This is a genomic window from Rhizobium sp. WW_1 (genome assembly GCF_003610155.1).
Taxonomy (GTDB): Bacteria; Pseudomonadota; Alphaproteobacteria; order Rhizobiales; family Rhizobiaceae; genus Rhizobium; species Rhizobium tropici_A.
The window spans coordinates 233,691-247,801 of sequence record NZ_RAIN01000005.1; the positions used below are offsets into that span (position 1 = coordinate 233,691).

Annotated in this window: 16 protein-coding genes; 9 read left to right on the forward strand and 7 right to left on the reverse strand. The window is 57.7% G+C overall.

Annotation, left to right across the window (positions count from 1 at the left end; translation table 11 throughout):
* Nucleotides 1–85: 85 nt before the first annotated feature.
* The 7 genes from ada (at nucleotide 86) to BJ928_RS16875 (ending at nucleotide 5,397) form a co-directional block, all read left to right on the forward strand.
* Entirely contained in the window at nucleotides 86–1,174 is a 1,089-nt protein-coding gene (gene ada, locus BJ928_RS16845; protein WP_047631576.1) for a bifunctional DNA-binding transcriptional regulator/O6-methylguanine-DNA methyltransferase Ada, read from the forward strand.
* A 123-nt stretch (nucleotides 1,175–1,297) separates the two neighbouring features.
* Nucleotides 1,298–1,939, forward strand: a complete 642-nt coding sequence (locus tag BJ928_RS16850) for a DNA-3-methyladenine glycosylase (protein WP_047631575.1) — start codon at nucleotides 1,298–1,300, stop codon at nucleotides 1,937–1,939.
* A 120-nt stretch (nucleotides 1,940–2,059) separates the two neighbouring features.
* Entirely contained in the window at nucleotides 2,060–2,686 is a 627-nt protein-coding gene (locus tag BJ928_RS16855; protein ID WP_047631574.1) for a hypothetical protein, read from the forward strand.
* Between the two features lie 8 nt (nucleotides 2,687–2,694).
* Nucleotides 2,695–3,345 carry a DNA oxidative demethylase AlkB gene (alkB, locus tag BJ928_RS16860; RefSeq protein WP_047631319.1) on the forward strand — a complete coding sequence of 217 codons (651 nt, stop codon included), beginning with the start codon at nucleotides 2,695–2,697 and terminating at the stop codon, nucleotides 3,343–3,345.
* A gap of 140 nt (nucleotides 3,346–3,485) precedes the next feature.
* Nucleotides 3,486–3,737 (forward strand): hypothetical protein, encoded by a 252-nt coding sequence (locus BJ928_RS16865; protein WP_047631317.1) that lies wholly within the window; start codon nucleotides 3,486–3,488, stop codon nucleotides 3,735–3,737.
* A 344-nt stretch (nucleotides 3,738–4,081) separates the two neighbouring features.
* Entirely contained in the window at nucleotides 4,082–4,648 is a 567-nt protein-coding gene (locus BJ928_RS16870) for a methylated-DNA--[protein]-cysteine S-methyltransferase (protein ID WP_047631315.1), read from the forward strand.
* Complete coding sequence (locus BJ928_RS16875) at nucleotides 4,645–5,397, forward strand: 2OG-Fe(II) oxygenase (RefSeq protein ID WP_245432379.1); 753 nt, start codon at nucleotides 4,645–4,647, stop codon at nucleotides 5,395–5,397. The genes BJ928_RS16870 and BJ928_RS16875 overlap by 4 nt, the downstream gene beginning before the upstream one ends.
* A gap of 926 nt (nucleotides 5,398–6,323) precedes the next feature.
* Here BJ928_RS16875 and BJ928_RS16885 read toward each other — a convergent pair.
* Both BJ928_RS16885 and BJ928_RS16890 read right to left on the reverse strand, forming a co-directional pair.
* On the reverse strand, nucleotides 6,324–6,908 hold the full coding sequence (locus BJ928_RS16885; protein ID WP_052227658.1) for a hypothetical protein: 585 nt from the start codon (nucleotides 6,906–6,908) through the stop codon (nucleotides 6,324–6,326).
* A 45-nt stretch (nucleotides 6,909–6,953) separates the two neighbouring features.
* Complete coding sequence (locus BJ928_RS16890) at nucleotides 6,954–7,463, reverse strand: methylated-DNA--[protein]-cysteine S-methyltransferase (RefSeq protein ID WP_047631314.1); 510 nt, start codon at nucleotides 7,461–7,463, stop codon at nucleotides 6,954–6,956.
* Nucleotides 7,464–7,656: 193 nt separating this feature from the next.
* On the opposite strand from BJ928_RS16890, the gene BJ928_RS16895 reads away from it, so the two are divergent.
* Both BJ928_RS16895 and BJ928_RS16900 read left to right on the forward strand, forming a co-directional pair.
* Nucleotides 7,657–8,043 carry a hypothetical protein gene (locus BJ928_RS16895; protein WP_047631311.1) on the forward strand — a complete coding sequence of 129 codons (387 nt, stop codon included), beginning with the start codon at nucleotides 7,657–7,659 and terminating at the stop codon, nucleotides 8,041–8,043.
* Nucleotides 8,044–8,079: 36 nt separating this feature from the next.
* Nucleotides 8,080–8,322 carry a hypothetical protein gene (locus tag BJ928_RS16900; RefSeq protein ID WP_047631310.1) on the forward strand — a complete coding sequence of 81 codons (243 nt, stop codon included), beginning with the start codon at nucleotides 8,080–8,082 and terminating at the stop codon, nucleotides 8,320–8,322.
* Between the two features lie 319 nt (nucleotides 8,323–8,641).
* Here BJ928_RS16900 and BJ928_RS16905 read toward each other — a convergent pair whose 3' ends face one another.
* From BJ928_RS16905 to BJ928_RS16925, 5 genes are all read right to left on the reverse strand, one after another.
* Nucleotides 8,642–9,307 carry a hypothetical protein gene (locus BJ928_RS16905; RefSeq protein ID WP_047631309.1) on the reverse strand — a complete coding sequence of 222 codons (666 nt, stop codon included), beginning with the start codon at nucleotides 9,305–9,307 and terminating at the stop codon, nucleotides 8,642–8,644.
* 102 nt (nucleotides 9,308–9,409) lie between these two features.
* Nucleotides 9,410–10,075: a hypothetical protein gene (locus tag BJ928_RS16910; protein WP_047631308.1), complete on the reverse strand. Its 666-nt coding sequence runs from the start codon at nucleotides 10,073–10,075 to the stop codon at nucleotides 9,410–9,412.
* A gap of 462 nt (nucleotides 10,076–10,537) precedes the next feature.
* A complete protein-coding gene (locus BJ928_RS16915) occupies nucleotides 10,538–11,497 on the reverse strand; it encodes an ABC transporter substrate-binding protein (protein WP_052227657.1) in 960 nt (319 codons plus the stop codon).
* Nucleotides 11,498–11,616: 119 nt separating this feature from the next.
* On the reverse strand, nucleotides 11,617–12,954 hold the full coding sequence (gene dddP / locus BJ928_RS16920) for a dimethylsulfonioproprionate lyase DddP (protein ID WP_047631570.1): 1,338 nt from the start codon (nucleotides 12,952–12,954) through the stop codon (nucleotides 11,617–11,619).
* A gap of 161 nt (nucleotides 12,955–13,115) precedes the next feature.
* The gene (locus BJ928_RS16925; protein WP_082011847.1) at nucleotides 13,116–14,024 is read right to left on the reverse strand and encodes a LysR family transcriptional regulator; all 909 of its coding nucleotides are present in this window, start codon (nucleotides 14,022–14,024) and stop codon (nucleotides 13,116–13,118) included.
* Between the last annotated feature and the right edge of the window lie 87 nt (nucleotides 14,025–14,111).

Here is a 14,111-nt window from a genome sequence, read left to right on the forward strand (position 1 = left end):
TTTGAGAGCAAGGATCGGAGTGTGATCGACTTGGATTGAGGCCATGGTCACGCTGCAACGATATGGGAATACGGTAGTGACGATCATGACTAAGACCAAGATTTCTTCCCGTTCCCCTATGCTCCCGGTGACGGATGATCCACGCTGGGCGCGCGTTTTGGCACGCGACAAGACGGCGGATGGCGAGCTTTGGTACTCAGTTTCGACAACGGGCGTTTATTGCCGTCCGTCATGCGCGTCCCGTACCGCCAATCCAAAGAATGTCGCGCTGCACGATACTCTGGAGAGCGCGCGTGCGACTGGCTTCCGGCCATGCAAGCGCTGCAATCCCGATGGTCTTTCGCTTGAATGCGAAAATGCGGCGCTCGTCGCCAGAGCCTGCCGTCTGATCGAGATGAGCGAAGAGGAACCTTCGCTCGAAGAGCTCGCCGGGGCCGTCGATCGCAGTCCCAGCTATTTTCATCGCCTGTTCAAATCGACAACGGGTCTCACACCAAAGGACTATGCTGCGGCTGACCGGGCCAAGAAGGTACGCGAGGGTCTCGAAACCGGCAATAGCGTCACTGAGGCGATTTATGACGCGGGCTTCAATTCGAGCGGGCGCTTCTACGAGAAGTCGACAGGTATCCTTGGCATGACGCCGACCCAATATCGAAGCGGTGGCGCCAATGAGGAGATCAAGTTCGCAGTGGGACAAACCTCGCTCGGCGCGATCCTCGTCGCCTCGAGCACCAAGGGTGTTGCGTCGATCCTGCTCGGAGATGATCCGGACAAGCTTGTCCGGGATTTGCAGGACCGTTTCCCGAAGGCATATCTCATAGGTGCCGATCGGGAATATGAAGCGCTGATCGCGCGGGTCGTGGGATTTGTCGAAAACCCGCATGTCGGCCTGGATCTTCCCCTCGATGTCAGAGGAACGGTCTTTCAGAGGCGAGTTTGGCAGGCATTGCAGGAAATCCCATCCGGTCAAAGGGTATCCTACGCCGAAATCGCGCGCCGAATAGGCTCGCCGAGCTCGGTACGGGCTGTTGCTGGCGCCTGTGCTGCGAATAATCTTGCGGTGGCGATACCTTGCCATCGAGTGGTGCGAAATGATGGCGCCCTTTCGGGGTATGCCTGGGGCGTCGATCGGAAACGCGCACTCCTTGAGAGGGAGGCGTCTGCAAGTGTGTGAAGTCGTTCTCGGCGTCGTGACAGAAAGCATGCGCTTGTCGCCGGCAGTGCTCGGCGAATACCTCGTTCCTACTATCGGCAACCGGCTGCACTTTGCAATTGCCGACGAATGCAAGGCATCTATATGAACCTGTCTTCTCGTTATGACGAATCCGTCTCCTTCCTTTCGAGCATCGATGACGATTGGGCCAGGCTCATTGAGCTGGTGGGGTCGTGCCGACACGATCCGAAGGCTGCTCGTGAACCCTACGAAGCGCTCGTCCGTGCAATTGCCTATCTGCAACTGACGGCCAAGGCGGGCGATGCGATCCTTGGACGCCTCAAAGCTCTGTTCGAAGGTCGCGATTTCCCTCATCCGGAACAGTTGATCACCGCCGACTTCGACGCAATGCGAGCCTGCGGCTTTTCCGCCAGCAAGATTGCGACGATCAAGGCGATTGCCGAGGGCGCGCTGACGGGAGTTGTTCCCAGTCGCGAAAATGCGGTCATAATGGACGACGAGACGCTGATTGCCCGGATGGTCACCATCAAGGGAGTGGGGCGTTGGACTGTCGAGATGCTTCTGATGTACTCGCTGGAGCGGATGGATGTGCTACCTGTCGACGATTTCGGTGTGCGCGAGGGGTATCGCGCCCTAAAGTCGCTGGCGGAACAACCGAAACCCAGGGAGCTGCGCCAGCTTTCCCAAGCCTGGTCGCCACATCGCACGGTTGCGGCATGGTATTTATGGCGCATGCCCCGTGAGCGCGGAAACGTACTGACATAAGTGATGCGTCCAATTGCGGGTTTGATCGCAAGACTTGGAGTGTAGCCGCCTTCTGTTTGGTGCAAGATGGTGGCAAACCTCAATTGCACCAACTTGTATGCCGGGCAGAGGATGAAAGCCATGCATCTGCAAAACCGCGTCACTCCGTTTGGCAATATCGTTGCGATTTCGCAGCGCGGCATGTTCACAGGTAATCGCGGCATTATCCACAACCCGTCGACCAAAACACTGCTTAGGAAGCGCTGGACGTCGAAGGCGTGGCTGATCTGCAATTGCAGCTACAAGGGACAGCGTCGCAACGTCATGGCGACGCGGAGCTGGACAGAACTGTTCTTCCTCGACGAGGCGATTGCACTGGCGGCCGGCCATAGGCCTTGTTTTCTTTGCAGGCGCACGGCTGCCGAGCACTACCGGAACTGTTGGGGCGGCGGTCATGGCGAAGCACTTCCATCTGCCGTCACCATAGATGCCGTGCTGCACGCCGAGCGGCTCGAGCGCGGTCGCAAGCGGCTGCATCCTCTGGCACAGGGACTGGGTGATTTGCCTGACGGCGCCATGGTAGCGCGAGGTGATGATGCATTCACGCTGCGAGGAGGCTTGGCATACCGCTGGACGAATGACGGTTATGCCCCACCGCAAATGCTCGACAATGCCGACTGGCTATTGACGCCGCCTTCCAGCGTTATGGCGCTTAGAGCAGGCTATGCGCCGATCTTTCATCCGACGATCAACATCAATGTCCATTAGGCGGCGCCATGTCCGATTTGTTTGATAATATTATCCCCCTTGATCCACCCTTCGAGCCTATGGCGCAAGGCGCTGTGCTACTGCGCGGGGCGGCTCTCCCTTTTGAGAAGGATGTTCTTGCGGCACTTAATAGGATTGTCGCACAGTCGCCGTTTCGGCATATGGTGACGCCTGGTGGCTTCACGATGTCGGTGGCTATGACGAACTGCGGTGCGGCAGGCTGGGTGACCGATCGCAGCGGTTATCGCTACGACCGCGACGACCCGGAGACTGGACGTCCATGGCCGGCGATGCCGGAATCTTTTCATGAGCTCGCACTGAGCGCCGCATCTCTTGCTGGTTACCCCGGGTTTCGCCCTGACGCCTGCCTTATCAATCGCTACGAGCCGGGCGCGCGTCTTTCGCTTCACCAGGACAAGAATGAACGGGACTTGACCAATCCGATTGTTTCGGTGTCGCTGGGCTTGCCGGCAATCTTCCAGTTCGGTGGCCTCAAGCGCAATGATCCGATCAGAAAGTTTGCGCTCCGCCATGGTGATGTCGCCGTCTGGGGCGGTCCTTCTAGGCTGTTTTATCACGGAGTGCCCGAATTGAAGGAGGGCATGCACGAGACGGTCGGACGCATGCGCATCAATCTGACGTTCCGCGGCGCACTCTAGCGGCCCGAATTATTTCGGTTTGATAACAATAGTCGGAGTGACGACGGGCAGGCCCTTCGACCAATATTGACAAGATTGACATCGCTGCCGGGCGAGTTTCAAGGCCTCCAGACGACCGTGGCGACAAGGACGCCCACATCATGCTCTTTCGTGGCGACATCGACGCAGAGAATGGCCGGCACGCGCGAGCGGAAACGGAAGAGGCCTTTGACGCCATCGCGGCGTTCGCAGCCAGCGACCCTGATAAAGCACTCGTACTATGTTATGTTGCGCGGCTCGTCGCCGATGGGTTCGCAGTCTGGGATATCTTTGAAAATGGAGAAATCGAGGTCCGTTTCAACTCGGGTGAAATGTTCATATTCGCCGAAACAACGGTCTTGCGTCTCGCCTGATCAGCTGAACAGCGGCCCCAATCGCTAACCGGATGCCGGCCGACTTCAAAGGCAGGATTCGGAGTGTCAGCAGATGCGAGCCGGATTAAGCGATCCGGGTCGCGCCGTCTCCGATATGCCGAGCAAGGGCGAACAGCAAGATGCCGACCACGGCCCGATCCTTCACGACCCCACCTGATGTCATGCGCGGGCGCTGTTTCAGCTGATCTGCCATGGGCCGGGGAGGGGTGTCCCGGCTCTCCATTGCCCGGACCGATTTCTCGATTTGATAGCAAGGATCGGAGTTTGGGGTTGCCGGCGGAAAGGTAGGTTTGACCATGCAAATTTAGCAAGGAGTTACAGCCATGGATCTCATGATCGACAACAATGTCAGGCGGCCTGTGCCGCGGGCGACACATCTCTCAGTGCCTACTGATGTCTTGTCCTATGCGATTGCGCAATGTGAACTGGGTATGGTGCTCGTGGCACGCAGCGGCAAGGGCGTCTGCTCGATTCTGCTTGGTGACAGCATGGATGAGTTGAAAGCCGATCTCGCGAGCCGCTTTCCTCAATCGACAATCAGGGAAGATGAAAGCTCAGTCCACGCCGATATGGCGAAGGTGCTTCGTTACATCAAAAAGCCCACCGTCGGACTGCATCTGACGCTCGATATGCGTGGCACGCCCTTCCAGCGTCGTGTGTGGGAGAAGCTGAAAGCGATCTCGGCTGGCAGGACAGTGAGCTATACGGAACTCGGTCACTGGATCAGCCCGCTCGCCCATCCGCGTGCAATCGCACGGGCTTGCGCGGCGAATCCAATTGCGCTTGCGGTGCCCTGTCATCGCGTCGTGCGCAGTAATGGCGATATGGCCGGCTATCGTTGGGATGTCGAGCGCAAACGTGAATTGCTGCGCAAGGAGGCAATGGCATGAAGCAGATCCGCGCGGACACCATGGAACTTGCGTCTGAGGCATTATCCGCTGGGGGCAAGGTCGGCGCCTATGACTGGGATGCGCTTGCAACAGACCTCAACAGTTTCGGCTGCGCGGTGCTGCCGAAGCTGCTCACTGCCGAGGAATGCAAGGCTCTGGCTGGCCTCTACACGGACGAAACCCATTTCCGCAGCCATATCATTATGGCGCGCCATGGGTTCGGCAAGGGTGAGTATCGTTACTTCAAATATCCACTGCCTGATCCGCTAACCGGGCTTCGCACGGCCCTTTATCCGTGGCTGGCGGCGGTTGCCAATGGTTGGAACGAGCGCATGGGGCTCGACGAGCGGTTCCCGCATGATCACGCCACCTTCCTGCAGCGTTGTCATGACGCAGGTCAGACCAGACCCACGCCATTGCTGCTGCAATATGTTCCCGGGGATTTCAATTGCCTCCACCAGGATCTCTACGGTGACATCGCTTTTCCGATTCAGGTTGCGATCCTGCTTTCCGAACCAGGACGAGATTTCACGGGCGGCGAATTCGCGTTGACCGAACAGCGGCCACGCATGCAAAGCCGTGTTGAGGTAGTGCCTCTTCGCCAGGGAGATGCGGTGGCCTTTGCGGTACACAATCGCCCCGTTCATGGCGCGAAGGGGAACTATCGCGTCAACCTTCGTCACGGTGTCAGCCGTGTTCGGTCTGGCATGCGTCATACGGTCGGAATCATCTTCCACGATGCGCGCTGATGGTCCTGGATTGGCGTCGGGACATGCAGCGCTCGCTCCAGGGGCAATATCAAGACAAACGACAAGAGGCTCCGGCGGATCATCCGCCGGAGCCTCTTCCTCTTTCGTGCCCCTCACGACACAGTTCGCGCTTGCCGCTTAAGGCTGCGCTAAGTCGTCAATTCGGTAGGGTTGCCCGCGACGGTGCTGCTGGGTGACGAATTCTCGGTGGCACGCGGCAATTCATCCTGCATATTGTGCCTGTCGGGATCATGCGCCCAACCGCTTCGTGCATCCCTTGCGAGGTTGCTCAAGGCGCAAAATCACTCAACGAATGGCAATTCACGACCGGGCATTTGCCACTGGCGGAAGGAATGGAGACGCGAACCCCATATAAGCCAGGGCCGCATTGCGCAGGATTGATCACATAGCGATCATACACCATTGCCCGGCCATCGCGCGATGGGTAGCGCAGAATGGCCTGCCTATCACGTGCGAGAAGAGTCTGAACCTCCTGGCAGCTCCGCGATTGTGTGTCATATCGTTCGATCGCCATTGCGGGCGCGGCAAGACCAATGCTCATCGTTACAGACAATATCGCTTTCCACATCCGTTCGGCGCTCCTCGACACTTCGTATGTTCGACGCCACCCTCGATCTGAGGTCGATCGGCGCCGGAGGCCAAACCACTGCGGAGGCCTCTCGTTTAGCTGGTATGCCCTTACCAAAGGGAGCAGCGTTGCGCCCGTCGGAGGACCTGCATCGCCAATGCCTGCCGACGAAAAACTGGCAGCCGGCAAATCATGTGATAGCTCCGCCCTCAGACTAATAAGGTCGCACGCATCGTTCAACGCTCCGTTTCTTGCCCTCTAATCCAACAAGCCATTGAATTCTCCCGTAGATGGGATGAACGGGGCGCTCAATCTGCCCTGTTGTCGATTGCCGCGCCTACCAGCCCGGATACAACGCGAAGAGACGGACCCAGTCTTCCAGGGTGGACGCGTGCTTCATACAGGCGAGCGCGTCGGCCGCGTGCCAGGTGCATGGCACACGACGCAGCCATACATTGTCCTTTCCCGCGCGATAGAACCAGATGATCGAAGCCGCCATCATCTGCCGGTCGTCCGGCATGCTTCGATAGTCTGCCCGCCACTGTTCCATACCGGTCGGAATGACCTGATCCCGATGGAAATCGTAGCCCGTGGGTCTTATGGCGTGGTGATAAGGTGCATGACCATCGTCGCGAAAAAGCGCCTCAAGCTCATAGTGATCGATGACGAATCGGAGGTGATGATCAAACGGTCTTGGTGTTGCCCGGACCGATTGCAGCAGCGAACCGCCGAACATGATTGCAAGCTGCGCAATGTCTGTGTCGTCGAGCTCAAGCCGCGCGCCTATCAATCGTGTAAGTCGGTAGTCTGGAAACTGTCGTTTGGCCCTGCCGGTAGACTGCAGGGCCAATGCGATGACGCGGAGCGGCTCGGGAAGCCGATCGTCCATTTCCGGCAATGGATTGGTAGTGTGTGGCGCCATGAGGCAACTCTCCGGTCAGTCTCGGTTGCGGGTACGAGCGATATTTCAGCATCCCATCAGACGCTGCTCGCGTTCGAGAAGCGCCCGCTTGCGCCGAACACCCCAACGATAACCGGAAATCGAACCGTCCTTCTTGATGACGCGATGGCACGGCACGATGACGGCGATCGGATTATTGGCAATTGCTGCCGTGACCTCTCTTGCGTCACGCGTACCGAATTTGGCGGCGAGGGCGCCATAACTTGTCGTCTGGCCGGCAGGGATGTCCCGTAGCAGGCTCCAGATCCTTATCTCGTCCGGTGTCCCGCGCAGGTCAAGCGGCAAGTTGCAACCGGCGGCGGGCTTCTCGATCGCGCCGCCGGTTGCCTCGACCACACTCTTGAGATCCTCTTGATGCCGCTCCAGATCCGCATCCGCAAAGCGGATACGCAGCGCATCTTCCATCGCGCCGCGCATCTCGCTGAATGCGAGGGCCACGATGCCCTTTTCTGAGGTTGCCACCACAAACTTGCCGAGGGAGCTGGCTCCCCACGCAAAGCGAATAAGTTCACGCATCGTCTTTACCTTTCATGTTCGCTGTTGTCTGAACATAGAAGGCGGCGTGCTGCGACTCTCCCCGGTCCTTGCTTTCAAATCGAATGTTTGTTCTGGACCAGCGACTTTCGATTTGAAGGCAAGATTCAGATCGCTCCTTGCGACCGGCCCTCATACATCTGTTCCAATATTGTAAATCAACAGGGGTGGCATCATGGATGCGGATGCATTCGAATCGACTGATCTCGAAAAGCGCGATCGCCCGTCCATTGCTCGCCGCAGGCGGGAAAGCGAACGTTTGTCCCTGCTCGCAAAACTCGTCGATGCAGAGCGACGGGTCGACGAATTGAGACGTTGGATCGGCGCCTGCGACAGGATGGCTGCCGAGGGCGAGCACCCGGAATTGCGGCGCATGCTCGCGTGGGCCGAGCTGCGGCTAGCTGAATTGGATTCGTCACGGGATACAGAGCAATTGTCCAAGATGCTGCGAGAGCGCGATCTTTTTCCGGTGTTCGACCCTCTTGGCGATCCGGACGGTGAGCTTATCGACTACCGGGCGCGGGCCGGCTGCTGGTCGCTCAGGCATGTGAACGTGGTCTAGCGCAACGCCTGGCTATTTTCGAAGGAGGCCGCCACCATGATGACAATGCTATACGGTTTACATTCGATCGCTGCTCAGCGCGGTGATGGGCTGCGCTCGGAGTTTCTCGAGGTGGCCTGGTTGGTGTCAGCAAGGCCTGTCGACCACCCAAAACTCGAGATGGCCTCTTCCAGTGGCGAGAACGCTAAACTGAGCCACGAGCAGAGCGACTTTTCAGCTGCAGCCGAAAGAGGGGGTGCCGCTTATTTGCGCCTGGTGCCCCCATTGTCAAAAGGCTGAAGATCCGAAGCATCAAATGCGTCACCGCAAAGAGGGATATTGCAACGGCCCAGTGAACCGGTCTGCACCGCTTGGTCGGTCCAGGCGTTCACGGAGTGCGATTCAATAATCGGACGCCCAAGGCTGCCTTGAGTTGTGGAAGATGGCTGTTGCCGGTTTTGCACATTTCGATGTCCTCGCGAGGGGCATCCGCTTCATCCGTGCCTAGCGGCATGCAGCACCGCAGGCAATTTTAGCGTGGCCTTGAATCTTGCTAATTGAGCGAAGCTGGGGCTGATCGGATAGGCTGATTGGCCCCTTCTAGCAGCATTTGAGGCCGTCAAATCATGAAGCTGCGGCTGTTGCTCTCAGACGTGTAATAGGTTGCGCCCTGGGGAGTATAGCCATCAGGATGGTTTTGCTTCCATTCCTCCGCCATTTGCCGAAGCAATTGGATAAAGCCGGGAAATCCCTCTTCGGACGTTGTCTCTTCTGAGTTTGCCTGACCCTTGGCAATCACTTGTTGAATGGCGAGCTTATGCTCGTCGGTTAGCCCGAGCGCTTGTCTGACTTCAGGCTCCAGCTGGTCATAGAGCGTCAAGACCTCTTTAAATGGCGCAAGAGTGTCCCCCAAACGTGAGGCAGCGAACGAAGGTGCCAAAGCCGCTTGCAATTGCCCACTCAGGTAGCCGCCAGCTTGCGCAACTTCCAGATCGGTGAACAGTTTGTTCTTGTTCAAGGCGATGGCCGCCACGGCTCGATCCGATAAAGAAGACAGATCCAGTGGGACTCCCGGCTTGGAGCTGTCGAAAGCGATGTTCTTGCCGTTCTTTTGGGCGTCCTGATATTGAGCGTCGAGAACGGCACGAGCGTCCTCCGCAACGAGAGAGAAATCACGGATACCCGCAGGTGTTGTCGAATCTGCCTGAGAAGCCGCTGTCCGTTTGCTGCCCGAAGCAATGGGAGAAGAGTAGATTGTCGATACAGCGCTGAAGCCAGTGATCACTTTCGCTCTCCTTCGGCGTAGGGATTGACGACTGGGCCGGCGGGATCGAAAGGAGCAAGGGTTAATCGAGCGGCACGATTGGCCCTTACCCTTTTGAAACCGTCAAATCGTGAAGCTGCGGCTATTACTCACGGAGGTATAATAGCTTGCACCCTGGGCATTGTAGCCATCGGGATGGCTTTGCTTCCATTCCTCTGCCATTTGCCGAAGCAATTGGATGAAGCCGGGGAACCCCTCTTCGGGACTAAGTTTCCCATATTGCTTTTCCTGGTCTCTCAAGATGCTCTCCGCCGCTAGCCGCTGCTCATCGGTCATTCCGAGCGCCTGCTTTACTTCCGGGTCAAGCTGGTCGAAGAGGTTGAGATACTCAGTAGCAACGGGCCGTAAGTCACCTCCATTGGAGGCCTTGAAAGAAGGTGCGAGCACCGCTTGCAATTGCCCGCTCAGGTAGCCGCCAGCTTGCGCAACTTCCAGATCGGTGAACAATCCGTCCTTGTTCAAGGCGATGGCCGCGACAGCTCGATCCGACAGTGAAGATAGATCGAGTGGAACTCCCGGCTTGGAGCTATCGAAGGTGATGTTCTTGCCGTTCTTTTGGGCGTCCTGATATTGAGCGTCGAGAACCGCACGGGCGTCCTCCGCAACGAGAGAAAAATCACGGGTACCCGCAGGCGTCGTCGAACTTGCCTGAGAAGCCGCTGTCCCTTTGCTGCTTGAAGCAATGAGAGAAGAGTAGATGGTCGATACGGCGCCGAAGCCAGTGATCATGTTCGTTCTCCTCAGGTGCCGGTGCTGATCATCCACGCCGCAGCACGGGAAGATTGTGGATTTCTATCGGATACTACCTATGGAGACTTGCGCGTAGGTTGCGCTTCATTTTACGGCAATCAAGAAGGGAGGTCGTGATGGCAGAGAGCAATGTATGCATCTCGTGCGTAGCCATCAAAATCGCGCTTGCTCTTTCAAAATGGCGGCCTTCGTCATTTTGAAAGAGCGAGGAAACGCAGGCGGTCTTGTTGAGGGGCGTATTGCTATCGGAGTTATCGAGAGTCTGCCGCAGCTACGCTGATCTCCACTGGCACCCGGAAGCAGTCGTCTATCCCGCGGTTGCATTCTGCACGTAGGGATAGGCCGCCGGGCGCCATTGGGGAGGTCCGCCTGAATGTATCGGCGTTGAATGATCGGGATGGAGACATGCAATTGTCTCGGCCCACCATCAAGGGCAGCCGCTTACAGTGCTGCTTTGACTTTCTGTGCGACGTCGGGTGAGACCCATTTCGTCCACATGTCGCTATAGTGCTGCAAAAAGAAGCGTGCGCCGTCTTCGTTATTGCCCTGGTTCGCATCCATCCATGCCAGGACCTTGCCAACAGTCTTATTGTCCCATTTTCTGGTCTTGAGGTAGTCGAGCGCAACGCCGGCCTTCTGGGCGAATTGCTTGGTCACGACCGTCAGGACGATCGATACCGGATATTCGTTGACCTTGGGATCGGGGCAGTCGGCAACTGCCGTGCAGCGATCCCATTCAGCCTTGTCGTTCGGGACGCCAAAACCCAGTTTGACCATATCGTATTTCCCCATGATGGCCGTTGGGGTCCAATAGTAGCCGAGCCAGCCGGTTTGCTTCTCGAAGGCATTCGCAATCGAGCCGTTGAGGGCCGCAGCCGATCCCGTCTCGACGAGGTCGAAGCCCTTTTCCTTTGCTCCCAGCGCCTTGTAGAGATTGTTGGTGACGATCTCGCAGTTCCATCCCGACGGACAGTTCATGATTGCGCCATGCGCCGGATTTTCAGGTGCGGGAAAGAGTTCAGGATGTTTCAGGGCCTCCTGCACCGTCGTGATATCGGGATGTGCGTCGGCGATGAATTTCGGAATCCACCATCCTTCGACGCCGCCGTCGCTGAGAAGCGGCGCAAGCTCAATTAGACGACCTTCCTTGACAGCGGCATCGAGCGGCGTCCGGACGGCATTGATCCACATTTCCGGAGCAACATCGGGTTCTGCCTTTTCATTCATCGAGGTGAAGGTCGGCATCGTGTCTCCGGTGACGAGTGTCACGTGGCAGCCGTAGCCGTTCTCTAGAATGATCTTGTCGACATGGGCTGCGACGCCTGCCGATCCCCAGTTCATCTCCGCGATCGATACATCGCCGCAATCGGCTGCGTGGCTGGACCAGGCCGTCATCAACATGCCGGCCGCCGTCAAAATGAAAATAAAAAATCTTCTCACGGTCTGGGACCTCCTGTTTCTGTTTTTGGGGAATGAATGCGCACAGAGCGATAGCCGAGGGCGGCGTCGCGCGCGGCGATCTAGGACAGCAGGCGGCTATCAAACGGATAGCGCGTCAAATTCTCGTAACCCGTTTCGGTAATCAGCACCTGATCTTCGAGCTTGATGGAGAAATCGCCATTTTCCGGGCTGACCAAGGCCTCGACGCAGAGCGTCATCCCGGGTTCGAGTGCGACATCGAAAGCGCCTTCGACCCAAGCGTCGGAATAGGGCACGAACGGCCATTCGTCGCAGAGGCCGACACCGTGCATCTTGCAGGAATATTTCTGCTTCCAGTACCGGTCCTCAAGCTTATGGCCGCCATGGGTCAATTCCTTGACGGTTACGCCCGGCTTCAGCATCTCCATGTTCACCCGAATATGTTCCATGGCATGTTGCATCGCCGAGATCATGCTGGTGTCAGGTCGCGTATCTCCGACCCACCATGTTCGCGAGATATCGACGCACATTCCGTAACAGCCGACCAGATCGGTATCGAAAGCGACGATCTCGTTGTTGCTGACGATACGCGGTCCGCATTCCTGGAACCAGGGATTGGTGCGTGGTCCCGAAGACAGAAGCCGCGTTTCGATCCACTCGCCACCACGACGGATGTTGCCCTTGTGCAGCTCCGCCCAGATATCATCCTCGCTGACGTTGCCGACAGGAACGTTTTCCCGTGCAAACGCCTCCATCTCGGAGAGCGCGTTTTCGCAGGCGAGATGGGCGCAGCGCATGGCGAGCACCTCATCCGGTCCCTTGATGGAGCGCGCCCGTTCTGTCAGCACTTCCCCCTCGAGGACGTCGAAGCTTCGGCGTTCCAGTGCACGCAAGCCATGAACCATGATCTTGTCGACGGCGATGCGTCGGTTGGAGCCGGCGTGAAGCCGCATGACGTCGTCGACCTGTGCTGCGAATGACCGGGCGTCAAACTCCGTCGCATCGCCACTAACATTGTAGAAGAACGATGCGCCATGCCTCAGCTCCTTGACGAGTGGATTGAACGTGACAAGGAAGGGAGCCTGCTTATATTCCCACACGACCATGTGGCCGTCGGCGCATATGAGACAGGCGCGGAACGGATTGTGGCTGTTCCATAGCTGCATGTTCGTCGTATCGGTGGCATAGCGGATGTTCAGGGGATCGAACATCAGCAGGCCGCCCACGTCTCTCGTGACAAGCTGGTCTACCAGACGCCGCCAGCGGAATTCGCGCATCTGCTGCAGATTGGGTGGCCTCAGACCGGCGGCTTCCCATTCCCTGAACGCAAGCTGCGTAGGTCCGATCTCAATGCGATCATTGTCGTTCGGGCTGCCATCTGCCAGCCGCTCGTCGCGCCATGGATCGATCTTGCGACGATCGCGAAAGTAAGTGTCCATCTGCATTCCCCTCTTGCGGAGCCGCGTCATGGCGACATCTCGTTGCTGGGGATGATTACGCAGAGGAGACTGGGCGACAAACGGTGATTTCTCGGCCTATGCATGCGTTTTATGAATGCATGATCGTGACAAGGGCAGCGGCAAATATCGGCCCCGCCTTTCTATCCCTCGTTGAACTGCGCCGTCTTCCGGATCATGAAGTCGACGAAGGCGGATCGAACCTCCGAGCCCTGCTCGTCGTCACGCGCCTTGATGAAGTAGCCTCGGTCGTAGCTGACGGTGATGGGGAACGGCGAGATCAGAAGGCCGGCCAGCAGATCTTCGCGGATATAGGCGTGGTCTCCGATACCGATACCCGCGCCCTGTTTTGCTGCGTTCAGGACCAGGTCGGCGGTTTCGAACACCAGCCCGCGCTCGAAGGGTACGCCCGGATAGCCTGCAGCCGCTAGCCAGTTCTTCCAATCGCCATACCGATCGGCCCATTGCTGGACATGCAGGAGGGTGGCGGATCGAAGCATTTGCTCGGGCCCGCCATCAGCAATTTCGGCGGCATAGGCGGGGGAGCAGATCGGCATGAGCCGTTCTGCAAACAGAAGTCTGGCCCCGCGACGGCGCCGTTTCGAATAGGTAAACTCTATCGCGACATCGACCTGTCCGCCGTCGAGCGCTACTCCGTCGCTGTCGACTCGCAGCCTGATTTCCGTCGAGGGATGTAATCTCTGGAATTCTATGATGCATGTCGTTCCCCACCGGACCGAGAAGGTCGGCGGCATCGCAACAGTCATGATCGGGTGTTCCGCAAACGATGAGGCTTCTCTCACGCCTTTCTCGATCTCCAGGAATGCCGTCCTCCAATGCGAAAGGAGAATGCGCCCCTGTGGGGTGAGTTCTAGTCGTCGCGTAAAGCGCTCAAACAGTGGGAAGCCGAGCTGGTCTTCGAGTGCTTGAACCTGGCGGCTTACCGCGCTCTGGGTAACATGCAGATCTTTCGCCGCCTTGGTGAAGCTCAGATATTCGCCGGCGACCACGAAGCATCGAGCGGCATTTAAAGAAGGAATTCGCCAACCCATGGCACGCCCTTCACGTTAACATTCCTGACGATCATTCATAGGAGATGAATATCCGAGCTGTCCATTGGGGCAGATTCGGTGAAAAGC

Bases quoted from the DNA above. Each gene is read 5' to 3' on its own strand.
- ada (WP_047631576.1), top strand. From the start codon at position 86: ATGACTAAGACCAAGATTTCTTCCCGTTCCCCTATGCTCCCGGTGACG.
- BJ928_RS16850 (WP_047631575.1), top strand. From the start codon at position 1,298: ATGAACCTGTCTTCTCGTTATGACGAATCCGTCTCCTTCCTTTCGAGC.
- BJ928_RS16855 (WP_047631574.1), top strand. From the start codon at position 2,060: ATGCATCTGCAAAACCGCGTCACTCCGTTTGGCAATATCGTTGCGATT.
- alkB (WP_047631319.1), top strand. From the start codon at position 2,695: ATGTCCGATTTGTTTGATAATATTATCCCCCTTGATCCACCCTTCGAG.
- BJ928_RS16865 (WP_047631317.1), top strand. From the start codon at position 3,486: ATGCTCTTTCGTGGCGACATCGACGCAGAGAATGGCCGGCACGCGCGA.
- BJ928_RS16870 (WP_047631315.1), top strand. From the start codon at position 4,082: ATGGATCTCATGATCGACAACAATGTCAGGCGGCCTGTGCCGCGGGCG.
- BJ928_RS16875 (WP_245432379.1), top strand. From the start codon at position 4,645: ATGAAGCAGATCCGCGCGGACACCATGGAACTTGCGTCTGAGGCATTA.
- BJ928_RS16885 (WP_052227658.1), bottom strand. From the start codon at position 6,908: ATGGCGCCACACACTACCAATCCATTGCCGGAAATGGACGATCGGCTT.
- BJ928_RS16890 (WP_047631314.1), bottom strand. From the start codon at position 7,463: ATGCGTGAACTTATTCGCTTTGCGTGGGGAGCCAGCTCCCTCGGCAAG.
- BJ928_RS16895 (WP_047631311.1), top strand. From the start codon at position 7,657: ATGGATGCGGATGCATTCGAATCGACTGATCTCGAAAAGCGCGATCGC.
- BJ928_RS16900 (WP_047631310.1), top strand. From the start codon at position 8,080: ATGATGACAATGCTATACGGTTTACATTCGATCGCTGCTCAGCGCGGT.
- BJ928_RS16910 (WP_047631308.1), bottom strand. From the start codon at position 10,075: ATGATCACTGGCTTCGGCGCCGTATCGACCATCTACTCTTCTCTCATT.
- BJ928_RS16915 (WP_052227657.1), bottom strand. From the start codon at position 11,497: ATGTTGATGACGGCCTGGTCCAGCCACGCAGCCGATTGCGGCGATGTA.
- dddP (WP_047631570.1), bottom strand. From the start codon at position 12,954: ATGGACACTTACTTTCGCGATCGTCGCAAGATCGATCCATGGCGCGAC.
- BJ928_RS16925 (WP_082011847.1), bottom strand. From the start codon at position 14,024: ATGGGTTGGCGAATTCCTTCTTTAAATGCCGCTCGATGCTTCGTGGTC.